Origin of the sequence: Micromonospora sp. NPDC051300, assembly GCF_044455315.1 — a bacterium.
Taxonomy (GTDB): Bacteria; Actinomycetota; Actinomycetes; order Mycobacteriales; family Micromonosporaceae; genus Micromonospora; species Micromonospora robiginosa.
Window position 1 is genome coordinate 133150 of the sequence record NZ_JBITEP010000018.1, and the last position, 12577, is coordinate 145726.

Genomic DNA, 12577 nt, shown 5'->3' on the forward strand with positions numbered 1-12577 from the left:
TCCTCGATCCGATCGGGGTCAGCGGGGGCGTCGGGTCTTCGGCAGGTCGAACTGGTCCGCGCGACGGCAGTCCTTCGGACCGCCGACCGCACTCGGGCCGACCCGGTCGAGGGCCTGGCGGGCGCGGTGCCGGCCCAGGTTCCAGGCGTACCAGGGGTCGGGCTCGGCGAGGTCGTCGGCGATCCAGCTCAACGTGCAGCGGCGCACCGGGTCGGGGAGCCTGGTGAGGGCGGGCGTGGCGTCGGCGGAGAGCGCGCGCAGGTACCAGGCGTCGATCTTGCCGGTCTGCTCGTACCGCAGGGTGTTGCGCCGGGCCGCGTAGTCCTCCGGGTTGAGCACCGCCAGGCCGAGCAGCATCGCCACGGTCAGCGCCACAGTGGTGCCCGGGATCCACCGGCCCCGCCACCTCACGCCCGCGGCCAGGATCATCAGGAAGACCGCGCCGAGCAGCATCTCGAACGCCATCACGAAGATCCGCTCGCCGGTGAAGCTGTAGACCTTCTGGTAGGTCCACATCCGCGACAGCGCCGACACCACGATCACCACACTCAACGCGCTGAGCACTCCGAGCAGCACGCGCAGCATCGTGCGCTCGACCGGCCGCTCCCGCCGGGCCCAACGGGTGACGCCACCGAGCACCGCCACGGTCAGCAGCGTGACGAAGAGGAGCTGCCAGAAGCCGCTGCGCGCGTACTCGGCGTAGCTGAGCCCGGCGACCCGCTGCACGTGCCGCTGCCCGCCGAAGAGCGTGGTGAACTGCACCACCACGAAGCCGGCGAAGAGCACTGTCAACGCCCCGATGGCCGGGGCCCACTCCACCAGGCTGAGTCGGCGCTCGCTCGACCGGTCCACGGTGGACAGGTCGGGCGGGGCGGCGAGCGTGTAGACGGCGGCGACCGCGATCAGCCCACCCACCGCGGCCAGGAACAGGCCCCGGAACACCACGCCGAGGTCGACGTCGGGGACGAGCGCGCCCAGCGCCTCGGAGAACGCCGCGTCGGCCGAGGCGAGCAGGCTGCCGAAGACGACGAGCATCACCAGCGTGGCCACCACCGACACGGTGACCTTCCGGACCGTGGCGGCCTCCGGCGAGGCGGCGACGTGCCGGCGCACCCAGGGCAGGCCGCGCAGCGCCGCGAACGGCGTGGCGACCAGGCCGAACAGGATGGAGCGGACCAGCCGGCCGCCGATGATCGCCAGGGTGGCGCAGCCCAGCGCGCCGAGCACGCAGAACGTCACCAGCCACCACGCGTTGCGGAACGCCGGCACGGCGAGCAGGGCCAGCGCCGCCGCCGCCCAGCCTGCGCGGATCAGCCGGTCGGCGCGGGGCAGCTCGGCGGTCCGGGTGCGGACCGCCAGCAGCACCCCGAGCGTGAGCGTGAGCCACCCGAGGAACCAGCCGATGCCGACCCGGCTCAGCGGCACGAAGACCGCGCTGCCCAGCGCGCCGGCCAGCACCGCGAGCGGCGCCGCCCGGCCGGTGGCCGGCTTCGGTCCGGGCCACCGGGCGCCCAGGAAGGAGGTGCGGGGCTTCGGCGGCCGGGGGGTCCAGCCGGGCGGTGGCGGGTAGGTGGCCCAGGGCCGCATGTCCTGGTAGGGCGGTGCCGCCGTGCCGCCGGGCGCGGCCGGGTGCGGACCGGGCGCGCCGGCGGCGGCGTGCGGTCCGGGTCCGGCCGGCGTGGCGGCCGAGGCGTGCGGTTCGGGTCCGGCCGGCGTGGCGGCCGAGGCGGGCGACGCGGTCGCTGCGGCGGCCGGCGGCGGAGGACCGGTCGGGCTCTCGACAGCCGGCCCGGTCGCGGCGGCGGCCCGGGTCTCGACGGCAGGCGCCGGCGCCTGGGCGGGCACGCCGGGCTGGGGCGCCGCCGGGACGGGCGCCCCGGCCGGGGCCAGCGGCACGAACAGCGCGTAGCCCTGGGTGCCGGGCGGCACGGTGACCGGGATGGCCCAGGCGGGCGCGCCCTCCGCGCCGGGCCACGGCATCGGCGGCGGCGCACCCTCCACGGTGGGCAGCACCAGCAGGTACGGCTGCGCGCCGGGCGGGACGTCGCCCGTCGGGGGACCCGGCGTCGGGGTGGTGTCGGGCGATTCGGAAGGCTGTGCCGGCTCGGGCAAGACGCACTCCTTGATCACGGGGTGCCGACACTGTATGGCCCGTCCCGGCCGCTCCGCCGCCCCGGTTGTCCGTTCGGTCGGTCGAGCCTGACCGGTCGTGGCGCCGAGGAGCATCGAACCTTTACCGCCTCCCGCACGTACCAGTGCCCGGGAGGTCGATCACATGGGCACACGTCGCGCGCTCGTCGCGTTCGCCGCCGTCGCCGCGACGCTGCTGCTCACCGCCGGGCCGGTGAGCGCCCACGGGGCACCGACCAGCCCGATGAGCCGGGCCGCCGCGTGCGGGCCGGAGGGCGGACGGGCCGAGACGCCCGCCTGCCGGGCCGCGATCGCCGCCGGCGCGGCGGTCCGCGAGTGGGACAACATCCGGGTGGCGCGGATCGACGGGCGGGACCGGGAACGCATCCCGGACGGGGAGTTGTGCAGCGGTGGGCTCTCCGCCTACCGGGGGCTCGACCTGCCCCGGGCGGACTGGCCGGCCACCACGCTCACCGCCGGCGCCCGGCACACGTTCCGCTACCGCACCACGATTCCGCACCGGGGCACGTTCCGGTTCTATGTCACCACCGGCTCGTACCTCCCGCAGCGGCGGTTGACCTGGGCCGACGTGGAGTCCGAGCCGTTCCTGGCGGTCACCGACCCGCCGATCCGCGACGGCGCCTACGAGATGCCGGGGCGGTTGCCGACCGGGCGCACCGGACGGCACATCATCTACGTCATCTGGCAGAACTCGAACACCCAGGACACCTACTACTCCTGCTCCGACGTCGTCTTCCGGGCGGCCTCGGGCGGCGCCGGGGCCCGGGCCACCCGGGCGGCGACCCCGGCGGCGAGCGCGGCGGCGCCGCGTACCCGCTCGGCGGCGGCGACCGGCGACGCACCAGGCGTGCCGGTCGCGGCGGTGACCGAGACCGGCCCGTTCTCCCGGCCGATCGTCGTCGGCGCGGCGGCGGTGGCGGTCACCGCGCTGCTCGCGACGGTGGTCGGGCTGCGCCTGCGGCGGGCCGGGGGCCCACCGCCCGGGCGGCCGTGCGGGGTCCGCAACCATCGTGCCGGCCGGCGCCGGATCTGGTGAGCCCCGGTGGAAGCCGGCGGCGTCACCGCGCCCCGGCGAGGATCTGGTCGATCTCGGCCAGGTCCTCGCCGGCCAGGTCCAGGCCGTCCAGCGCGGCGATGTTGCCCGCCAACTGGTCGACGCTGCTCGCGCCGATGATCAGGCTGGTCATCCGCGGGTCCCGCAACGCCCACACCAGGGCGAGCTGGGCCAGGGTCTGCCCGCGCCGCCGGGCCACCTCGGCGAGCGCGCGGACGGTCGCCATCTTCGCCTCGTCCAGGTCGCTCTCGTCGAGGAAGACGCTGGTTCGCACGCGCGAGTCGGCCGGGATGCCGTCCAGGTAGCGGTCGGTCAGCAGGCCCTGGGCCAGCGGACTGAAGGCGATGCAGCCGGCGCCGACCTGCGCCAGCGTGTCCAGCAGGCCGTCGGACTCGGTCCAGCGGTTGAGCATCGAGTAGGACGGCTGGTTGATCAGCAGCGGCGTGCCCAGGTCACGGAGGATCTCGGCGGCCCGCAGCGTCTGCTCCGAGTCGTAGTTGGAGATGCCGACGTAGAGCGCCCGGCCGGAGCGGACGATCGCGTCCAGCGCGCCCATCGTCTCCTCCAACGGCGTGTCCGGGTCGAACCGGTGCGAGTAGAAGATGTCCACGTGGTCCAGGCCCATCCGGCGCAGCGACCGGTCCAACGACGAGATCAGGTACTTCCGGGAACCCCACTCGCCGTACGGGCCGGGCCACATCAGGTAGCCGGCCTTGGTGGACACCACCAGCTCGTCCCGGTAGGGCCTCAGGTCGGTGGAGAGCAGCCGGCCGAACGCCTCCTCCGCCGCGCCCGGCGGCGGCCCGTAGTTGTTGGCCAGGTCGAAGTGGGTGATGCCGAGGTCGAAGGCGCGGCGGACGATGTCGCGCTGCCGTTCGAAGGGCCGGTCCGGCCCGAAGTTGTGCCACAGGCCGAGGGAGATGACCGGCAGCCGGAGCCCGCTGCGGCCACTGCGCCGGTAGAGCATCGAGTCGTAACGGTCGTCGCTGGCGAGGTAGGTCACCCGATCATTGTGCCGCCCGCCGCGAACAGGCGTGCGGTGCCACCGGCGCGGGTAGCGTCGTCGGCATGCGTTTCGTGCGGCTCGACACCCCCAAGCCCATCTCGAAGATCGGCCTCGGCACGTGGCAGTTCGGCTCCCGGGAGTGGGGCTACGGCCCCGACTACGAACGCCGGGCGGCCGAGATCGTGCGGCGGGCGCTCGACCTCGGGGTCACCCTCTTCGACACCGCCGAGCTGTACGGCTTCGGCCGCAGCGAGCGGATCCTCGGCGCGGCCCTTGCCGATGACCGGGCGAAGGTCGTGGTGGCCAGCAAGATCTTCCCGCTGCTGCCGGTCGCCCCGGTGGTGCAGCAGCGCGCGGTCGCCTCCGCGGCCCGGCTCGGCGTCGACGGCATCGACCTCTACCAGGTGCACCAGGCCAACCCGGTGGTCGCCGACACCACCACCATGCGCGGCATGCGCTCGTTGCAGGACGTCGGGCTGGTCGGCGAGGTCGGGGTCAGCAACTACGACCTGCGCCGCTGGCGCTTCGCCGAGGCCGCGCTGGGCCGCCGGGTGCTGAGCAACCAGGTCCGCTACAGCATGATCGACCGCGGCCCGGAGGAGGACCTGATTCCGTACGCGGAACAGGCCGGCCGGATCGTCATCGCGTACAGCCCGCTGGCGCAGGGGTTCCTCTCCGGCCGCTACGACGCCACGAACCCGCCCGCCGGGGCGGTACGCCGGGCCAACCCGTACTTCCTGCCGGAGAACCTGGCGCGCGGCACCGAGCTGATCGCCACGCTGCGCGAGGTCGCCGACGCGCACGACGCCACGCCCAGCCAGATCGCGCTCGCCTACGTGCTGCGGCACCCGAACGTGGTCGCCATCCCCGGCGCGTCCGGGGTGGAGCAGATGGAACGCAACGCGGCCGCCGCCGAGATCGACCTGGCCGACGACGAGTACGCCGCGCTGGTCACCGCCGCGCACGCGTTCCGGCCGGTCACCGGCCTGGCCGCGGTGCCCCGGCTGATCCGCGCCCGACTGGGGAAGTGACCGCATGGACGACATCACCGCACTGATCCTGGACGACCACGCCGCCTTCCGGCGCGGCTTCGCCCGACTCGACGACGCCCGCGACCCGGCCGAGATGCTTGCCGTCTGGGAGGCGCTCGCCCTGCACCTGGACATCCACGCCGAGGCGGAGGAGGCGATCCTCTATCCGCACCTGGTGAAGCACGGCGACGACGGCGAGGACGAGACCGCCGACGCGATCGGCGACCACAACAAGATCCGCGACGCGATCGCCGAGGCCAAACTGCACGAGGTCGGCTCGGACGCCTGGTGGGCGGCCGTGGGTCAGGCGCGCAAGGAGAACAGCGAGCACCTGGCCGAGGAGGAGGACGAGGCGCTGCCCGACTTCCGCCGGCACGCGAGCGTGGAGTTGCGCGCCGAGCTGGGGGCCCGCTGGCTCACCTTCTACGGCGAGCACAAGAACGGCCGCGACCTGCCGTTCCGCGACAAGGACCCGCAACAGTACGTGCGCGACCACCGCTGAGGTTCCGATCTCCCCGGCGCGGGGGAGTCGCGCGACGGGCGGCGGCGGGACAATGACCTGATGACGGTCCGGGGGGTGTTCGCGCCGCTGGTGCGTGGCAGCACCTGGCGACGTGCCGTGTTCCTGCTCCTCGGCGGCGTGCTCGCGCTGCCCTACGTGCTGCTGGTGGTGGCGTTCGCGCAACTGCTGACCAGCACGGAGGTGCCGCGGCCGCTCGGGTTCGGGCTGCTGCTGGTCGGCGCCGGGCTGGCCGTGGTGCCGGTGTTCCTGGCCGGCAGCCGGGCGTTGGAGATCGCCGCCGCCCGGGCGCTGCTCACGGTCGACCTGCCCGAGCCGCTGCCGGGTCACCGCGTCGACCGGGAGACCCGGCTGCGGTCCGCGCTGTGGATCGCCATGCACCTGGGCACCGGCGCGGCGGTGCTGTTCGCCGCGATCAGCGCGTTCCCGATGGCGCTGGTCTTCGTCGCCGGGCTGGCCGGGGTGGACGTCGGCGCGGTGTCCGACGAGCGGTTCGGCCCGTTCGACCCGGCCCGGCCGGTGCCCGCCGGGCTGGCCGGGGTGGGCGTGCTCGTCGCGCTCGGCTACGCGGTGGCCGGGCTGGGCGCGCTCGCCGCCTCGATGGCGCCGGTGCTGCTCGGCCCGGCCCAGGCCGAGCGGATCGCCGCGCTGGAGGCCCGCGCCGTGCGGCTGGCCGAACGCAACCGGCTGGCCCGGGAGCTGCACGACTCGGTCGGGCACGCGCTGACCGTGGCGACGCTCCAGGCCGGCGCCGCGCGGGAACTGCTCGACACCGACCCGGAGTTCAGCCGGCGGGCGCTGCGCGCCATCGAGGAGACCAGCCGGCGGGCCATGGACGACCTCGACCAGGTGCTCGGGCTGCTCCGCGAGACCGGCGCCGGGCAGCGGCAGGCGTCCACCGTGCCGCAACCCACCCTGGCCGGGCTGGACGGGCTGGTCACCGCCGCCCGGGCCGCCGGGCTGGCGGTCGAGTCCCGGGTCGGCGGGCCGCTGGACGCGCTGCCCGCGGTGGTGTCCCGCGAGGGCTACCGGATCGTGCAGGAGGGGCTGACGAACGCGGCCCGACACGGCCGGGGGCCGGTGACGCTGCGGGTCGCCGTACCCCCGGAAGGGTTGGAGATCGAGCTGGTCAACGCCGTGCGTGGCGGTGCCCGGGCGACCGGCGGCGGGCGCGGGCTGGACGGCATGCGGGAACGGGTGCTGCTGCTCGGCGGGCGGCTCGACGCCGGCCCGGAGGGGGAGCGGTGGCGGGTCCGGGCCACCCTGCCGGCGCCCAGGGAGGCGGGCGGGTGAGCATCGACGTATTGATCGTCGACGACGACGAGCTGATCCGGGTCGGCCTGCGCGCCATCGTCGACGCCCAGCCGGACCTGCGCGTCGTCGGCGAGGCGGCGGACGGCGCCGAGGTGCCGCCGCTGGTGGCCAAGCTGCGTCCACGGGTGGTGCTGATGGACGTCCGGATGCCGGCCATCGACGGCATCCAGGCCACCCGCCGGCTGCTCGCCGCGTCCACCGACCCGCCGCGCGTGCTTGTCGTCACCACGTTCGCCAACGACGAGTACGTCTACGAGGCGCTGCGCGCCGGCGCGAGCGGATTCCTGCTCAAACGGGCCCGCCCGGGCGAGGTGGTGGAGGCGATCCGGGTGGTGGCGGCCGGCGAGTCGCTGCTCTTCCCGGCCGCCATCCGGCAACTCGTCGGCGCGTACGGGCGGCGCGGCGGCGACCGGCTGGACGCCGCCCGGCTCACCGAGCGGGAGGGCGAGGTGCTGCGGCTGATGGCGGCCGGACTGTCCAACCCGGAGATCGCCGCCCGGCTGGTGCTCGGTGTGGAGACCGTCAAGACCCACGTCGGGAACGTGCTGGCCAAGCTCGGGGTGCGGGACCGCACCCAGGCGGTGATCGCCGCGTACGAGTCGGGGTTCGTGGTCCCGGCCGGCTGAGTCCCCCGGCCGGGGGAGGCGGCTCACCCCGCCACGGGAGGGTTCCGGGCCGTCCGGAACCGAGGCTCGAACCATGACCGCCACGCTGATCGCACCGACCCGTCACCGGTCCCGGACCGCGCCGCTCGCCGCCGGCTGGCTCGCGCTCTGGGGCGTGCTCGCCCTGATCTCCGCCGTGACCGGCGCCGGCTACCCGTTCGGCGACCACGACCGGGATCGCCCGGTCAACCTGCTCCGGCTGGTGCCGGTGTCGGTCGGGCCGGCGCTGTTCGCGGCGCTGCTGCTCACCGCTGCGGTCGTCGCGCTGGCCATGGCCGGCCCGGCCGCCCACCCGTCCCGGCCACTGCGCGCGCTGCTGCTCGGCTACGGCTGGGCGGTCGCGTTCGTGCTGGCCGTGGTGGTGCCGGACACCCGGGTGCTGATCACGCTGGGATACGCGCCGATCCTGCTCGTCGGCGCGCCGTTCGGCTGGCCGCCGGTCGACTACGCCGACGTGTTCACCTGGACGCTGCTGTGCAAGACCGCCGCGATGGCGGGCGGGGTGCTGCTCGCCGTGGCGGTGCTCGGCTGGCAACGCCGTACCGCCGGGGCCTGTGCCGCCTGCGGCCGCGGCGACGCCGACCGGGGCTGGACCACAGCGGCCGCCGCGGCCCGCTGGGGACGCTGGGCGGCCTGGACCGCCGCGGTCATCCCCACGCTGTACGCGCTGACCCGGCTCGCCTGGGCGGCCGGCATCCCGCTCGGCATCTCCCGCGACTTCCTCGACGAGATGCACCACAGCGGCATCGTCTGGGCCGGCGCCGGGCTGGGCGCCTTCGCGCTGGCCGGGGCGGTGCTCACGCTCGGGCTGGTCCGCCCCTGGGGCGAGCGGTTCCCCCGGTGGATGCTCGGGCTGGCCGGCCGCCGGGTGCCGGTGTGGCTCGCCGTCGCGCCCGCCACGCTCGTCGCGCTCGCGGTCACCGCCGGCTCCCTCGGGCTGGTCACCGCCCCCCGATTCTGGGAGCTGACCGGCGGGCTCAGCCTGACCACGCTGCCGATGCTGCTCTGGCCGCTGTGGGGCGTGGCGCTCGGCGCCGCCGCGTACGCCTACCTGCTCCGCCGTCGCGGCGCCTGCCGGCGCTGCGGGCACTGACCGCCCCCGGTGGTCGGTCCCGGTCACGGGGCGGGACCGACCACCGGGCGGCACGAGAAAACTGAGCTAGCGTGGGGCGGGTGAGCGCTCACACCCAGGTCTCCCCGGTCCCGCCCGCCGAGCTGCCCGGCACGCTCGGCGCGCTGCGCGCGGCCGGTCACCACTACCGCACGGTCAAGCAGGAGCTTCGCGACAACCTCCTCGCCCGGATGCGCGCCGGCGAGGACCGCTTCCCCGGCATCGTCGGCTACCAGGACACGGTGCTGCCCGAAGTCGAGCGGGCGTTGCTCGCCGGCCACGACATGGTGCTGCTCGGCGAGCGCGGGCAGGGCAAGACCCGGCTCATCCGCTCGCTCGGCGGGCTGCTCGACGAGTGGACGCCTGTCATCCCCGGCTCGGTGCTCAACGAACACCCGATGCACCCGCTCACCCCCGCCTCGCGCGCGCTCGTCGAGTCGGCCGGCGACGACCTGCCGATCGGCTGGCTGCACCGCTCGATGCGCTACGGCGAGAAGCTCGCCACCCCGGACACCAGCGTCGGCGACCTGATCGGCGACGTCGACCCGATCCGGCTCGCCCAGGGGCGCACCCTCGGCGACCCGGAGACCATCCACTTCGGGCTGGTGCCCCGCACCAACCGGGGCGTCTTCGCCGTCAACGAGCTGCCCGACCTGGCCGAACGCATCCAGGTGGCGCTGCTCAACGTGCTTGAGGAACGGGACATCCAGGTCCGCGGGTACCAGTTGCGGCTGCCGCTGGACCTGCTGCTGGTGGCCAGCGCCAACCCGGAGGACTACACCAACCGGGGCCGGATCATCACCCCGCTGAAGGACCGCTTCGGCGCCGAGATCCGCACCCACTACCCGCTCGACCTGGAGCTGGAGCTGGCGCTGATCCGGCAGGAGGCCGACCTGGCCGCAGGCGTGCCGGAGCACGTGCTGGAGGTGCTCGCCCGGTTCGCCCGCGAGGTGCGCGAGTCGCCGTCGGTGGACCCGCGCTCCGGGGTGTCCGCCCGGTTCCCCATCGCCGCCGCGGAGACCGTGGCCGCCGCCGCGCTGCGCCGCTCCGGCCTGCTCGCCGCCGCCGGCTCGGCCGAGGCGGCCGTCGCGCGCGTCGGCGACGCCGCGTCGGTGACCTCCACGCTGCGCGGCAAGGTGGAGTTCGAGAGCGGCGAGGAGGGACGCGAGATCGAGGTCCTCGGGCACCTGCTGCGGACCGCCACCGCCGAGACGTTCCGGTCCCGGCTCGCCGGGCTGGACCTCTCCGGCTTCACCGCGCTGGTCGCCGAGGGCGCCGTCATCGAGACCGGCGAGCTGGTCGCCTCGGCGGAGCTGCTCCGCCAGGTCGGCACCGTGCCGGGGCTGGCCAAGGTGCTCGACCGCCTCGGCCTCGGTGACGCGCCCGGCCCGGAGGAGGCCGCCGCCGGCATCGAGTTCGTCCTCGAAGGGCTGCACCTGACCCGCCGGCTGGGCAAGGACGTCACCGAGTCCGGGCGCACCGTCTACGGCGGCCGGGGCTGACCGTGGCCGGCAACCGGTTCCGGTACGGGCAGTGGCGCGGCGGACCCGACCCGCTCGCCCCGCCGTACGACGTGCGCGCCGCCGTGGACGCGGTCGGCGCGGAGGTGCTCAACGGCGGCAGCCTGCGGGAGGCGTTGCGCGACCTGCTGCGGCGCGGCCCCGACGGGCGTGGCGGCCTGGCCGACCTGGCCGCCCGGGCCCGGCGGATGCGTCGGGAGGCGTTGCGCCGGGGCGACCTCGACGGCACGGTGACCCGCGCCCAGGCGCTGCTCGACCAGGCGCTCGCCGCCGAACGCGACGAACTGCGGAGACGCGACGGCGACGACGCCCGGTTCGCCGAGGCGGTGCTGGACAACCTGCCCCGGTCCACCGCCCGCGCGGTGTCCGAGCTGGCGGGATACGACTGGGCCAGTGCCGAGGCGCGGCAGACCTACCAGCGGATCCTCGACGGGCTGCGGGGCGAGGTGCTGGAGCAGCGCTTCGCCGGGCTGCGGGACGCGGCGCGCGCCGCCGCCGACCCGGAGGCGCAGCGGCAGCTCGCCGAGATGATGACGGACCTCAACGACCTGCTCGCCCGGCACGCCCGCTCGGAGGACACCACCGACGCGTTCGCCGAGTTCATGCGCCGGCACGGCCGGTTCTTCCCGGAACACCCCCGCACCGTCGAGGAGCTGATCGACGTGCTGGCCCGGCGGGCGGCGGCCGGCGAGCGGCTGATGCGGTCGCTCTCCGACAGGCAACGCGAGGAGCTGGCCGGGTTGATGCGCCAGTCGCTCGGCGACCGGCTCGCCGGGGAGCTGTCCCAACTCGACGACCACCTGCGGTCGCTGCGCCCCGACCTGAACTGGCAGCGCGGCGAACGGGTCCGGGGCGACCAGCCGCTCGGCTACGGCGAGGCCGCCGGCGCGCTCGACGAGATCGCCGAACTCGACGAGCTGCTGGACTCCCTCGACCAGGACCAGGCCGGCGCCACCCTGGACGACGTCGACGTCGACACGGTGGCCCGGACGCTGGGCCGCGACGCCGCCGACGAGGTACGCCGCCTGCGCGACCTGGAAGGCGAGCTGCGCCGCCAGGGCTGGGTCGACCGGGACGCGGACGGGCTGACGCTCAGCCCGAAGGCACTGCGCCGGCTCGCCGGCACCGCGCTGCGACGGGTCTTCGCCGACCTGACCGCCGGCCCGCGCGGCCAGCACGACCTGCGTACGGCAGGCGCGGCCGGCGAGGTGAGCGGCAGCTCCCGCCAGTGGGAGTACGGCGACGAGCAACCCCTGGACGTGGTGCGCACGCTGACCCGCGCGGTACGCCGAGCCGGCCCCGGCGTGCCGGTGCCGCTCGCGGTCGAGGACTTCGAGGTGGTGGAGACCGAACGGCGCGCGTCGGCGGCGGTGGTGCTCTGCGTCGACCTGTCGTACTCGATGATCTCGCAGGGACGTTGGGGTCCGATGAAGCAGACCGCGCTGGCCCTGTCGCACCTGATGGCCACCCGGTTCCCGCAGGACGCGTTGCAGATCGTCGGCTTCGGCCGCGAGGCGATGCCGCTGACCCAGCAGGAACTGGCGGCGGCGGAGCCGGACATGCAGCAGGGCACCAACCTCCAGCACGCGTTGCGGCTGGCCGGCCGGCACCTGCGCCGCCACCCCGGCGCCGAGCCGGTGGTGCTCGTGGTCACCGACGGCGAACCCACCGCCCACCTCGACCCGGAGGACGGTGAGGCGTACTTCCACTGGCCGCCGCTGCCGGAGACGATCGAGGCGACGATCCGGGAGGTGGACCGGCTGACCCGCTACGGCGCGACGCTCAACCTGTTCATGCTCGGCGACGACCCGGGGCTGCGCCGGTTCGTGGACGCGGTGGCCCGCCGGTCGAAGGGCCGGATGTTCACCCCCGACCTCGGCGACCTGGGCGAGTACGTCGTCTCCGACTACCTCCGCGCCCGCCACGGCCGCCGCTGAGGTGTAAGGAGGGGCCCCCTGTTAACGCATTCCGCATAGGAGGGGCCCCCTCCTAACACCGCAGCGCTCGCCGGGCCCCGCCGATACGCCAGCTCGCGCCACCCGCCCCGTCCTCCCCGGTGCCCTGACGCACTCACGCTGTGCCGACAACGCGCGGGCTGGTCGCGTCCCGGGGGACTGCGTAGATTTCCGTGTTTGACCTGGGTGTGGTCCGTTGGACAGGACGTTGATCCTGTCCGGGAAGGACCACGTCATGGCAGACAAGAAG

General features: G+C 75.1%; 10 protein-coding genes. 8 read left to right on the plus strand and 2 right to left on the minus strand.

Translation table 11 applies throughout. The annotated features are described in order from the left end of the window. Positions 1-18: 18 nt before the first annotated feature. Positions 19-2112: a DUF4153 domain-containing protein gene (locus tag ACIA5A_RS20590; RefSeq protein ID WP_396764531.1), complete on the minus strand. Its 2094-nt coding sequence runs from the start codon at positions 2110-2112 to the stop codon at positions 19-21. Positions 2113-2275: 163 nt separating this feature from the next. On the opposite strand from ACIA5A_RS20590, the gene ACIA5A_RS20595 reads away from it, so the two are divergent. Next, positions 2276-3187 carry a lytic polysaccharide monooxygenase gene (locus ACIA5A_RS20595; RefSeq protein ID WP_396764534.1) on the plus strand — a complete coding sequence of 304 codons (912 nt, stop codon included), beginning with the start codon at positions 2276-2278 and terminating at the stop codon, positions 3185-3187. Positions 3188-3209: 22 nt separating this feature from the next. On the opposite strand, the gene mgrA is transcribed toward ACIA5A_RS20595, so the two are convergent. Next, positions 3210-4208 carry an L-glyceraldehyde 3-phosphate reductase gene (mgrA, locus tag ACIA5A_RS20600; protein ID WP_396764537.1) on the minus strand — a complete coding sequence of 333 codons (999 nt, stop codon included), beginning with the start codon at positions 4206-4208 and terminating at the stop codon, positions 3210-3212. Between the two features lie 65 nt (positions 4209-4273). Here mgrA and ACIA5A_RS20605 point away from each other — a divergent pair, with 65 nt between their 5' ends. The 7 genes from ACIA5A_RS20605 (at position 4274) to ACIA5A_RS20635 (ending at position 12309) form a co-directional block, all read left to right on the plus strand. Continuing rightward, positions 4274-5242: an aldo/keto reductase gene (locus ACIA5A_RS20605; RefSeq protein WP_396764540.1), complete on the plus strand. Its 969-nt coding sequence runs from the start codon at positions 4274-4276 to the stop codon at positions 5240-5242. Between the two features lie 4 nt (positions 5243-5246). Next, positions 5247-5744 (plus strand): hemerythrin domain-containing protein, encoded by a 498-nt coding sequence (locus ACIA5A_RS20610; protein ID WP_396764543.1) that lies wholly within the window; start codon positions 5247-5249, stop codon positions 5742-5744. A 60-nt stretch (positions 5745-5804) separates the two neighbouring features. Continuing rightward, the gene (locus ACIA5A_RS20615; RefSeq protein ID WP_396764545.1) at positions 5805-7055 is read left to right on the plus strand and encodes a sensor histidine kinase; all 1251 of its coding nucleotides are present in this window, start codon (positions 5805-5807) and stop codon (positions 7053-7055) included. After that, positions 7052-7702 (plus strand): response regulator, encoded by a 651-nt coding sequence (locus ACIA5A_RS20620; RefSeq protein ID WP_396764548.1) that lies wholly within the window; start codon positions 7052-7054, stop codon positions 7700-7702. Before ACIA5A_RS20615 ends, ACIA5A_RS20620 begins: the two co-directional genes overlap by 4 nt. A 73-nt stretch (positions 7703-7775) precedes the next feature. After that, on the plus strand, positions 7776-8834 hold the full coding sequence (locus ACIA5A_RS20625; protein ID WP_396764551.1) for a hypothetical protein: 1059 nt from the start codon (positions 7776-7778) through the stop codon (positions 8832-8834). Between the two features lie 71 nt (positions 8835-8905). Then, a complete protein-coding gene (locus ACIA5A_RS20630) occupies positions 8906-10354 on the plus strand; it encodes a magnesium chelatase (RefSeq protein WP_396764554.1) in 1449 nt (482 codons plus the stop codon). A gap of 2 nt (positions 10355-10356) precedes the next feature. Beyond that, positions 10357-12309: a VWA domain-containing protein gene (locus ACIA5A_RS20635; protein WP_396764557.1), complete on the plus strand. Its 1953-nt coding sequence runs from the start codon at positions 10357-10359 to the stop codon at positions 12307-12309. Positions 12310-12577 lie beyond the last annotated feature (268 nt).

What these genes read in the sequence shown, in the direction of transcription:
- ACIA5A_RS20610 (WP_396764543.1), top strand. Translation starts at nt 5,247, where the DNA reads ATGGACGACATCACCGCACTGATCCTGGACGACCACGCCGCCTTCCGG.
- ACIA5A_RS20615 (WP_396764545.1), top strand. Translation starts at nt 5,805, where the DNA reads ATGACGGTCCGGGGGGTGTTCGCGCCGCTGGTGCGTGGCAGCACCTGG.
- ACIA5A_RS20605 (WP_396764540.1), top strand. Translation starts at nt 4,274, where the DNA reads ATGCGTTTCGTGCGGCTCGACACCCCCAAGCCCATCTCGAAGATCGGC.
- ACIA5A_RS20625 (WP_396764551.1), top strand. Translation starts at nt 7,776, where the DNA reads ATGACCGCCACGCTGATCGCACCGACCCGTCACCGGTCCCGGACCGCG.
- ACIA5A_RS20595 (WP_396764534.1), top strand. Translation starts at nt 2,276, where the DNA reads ATGGGCACACGTCGCGCGCTCGTCGCGTTCGCCGCCGTCGCCGCGACG.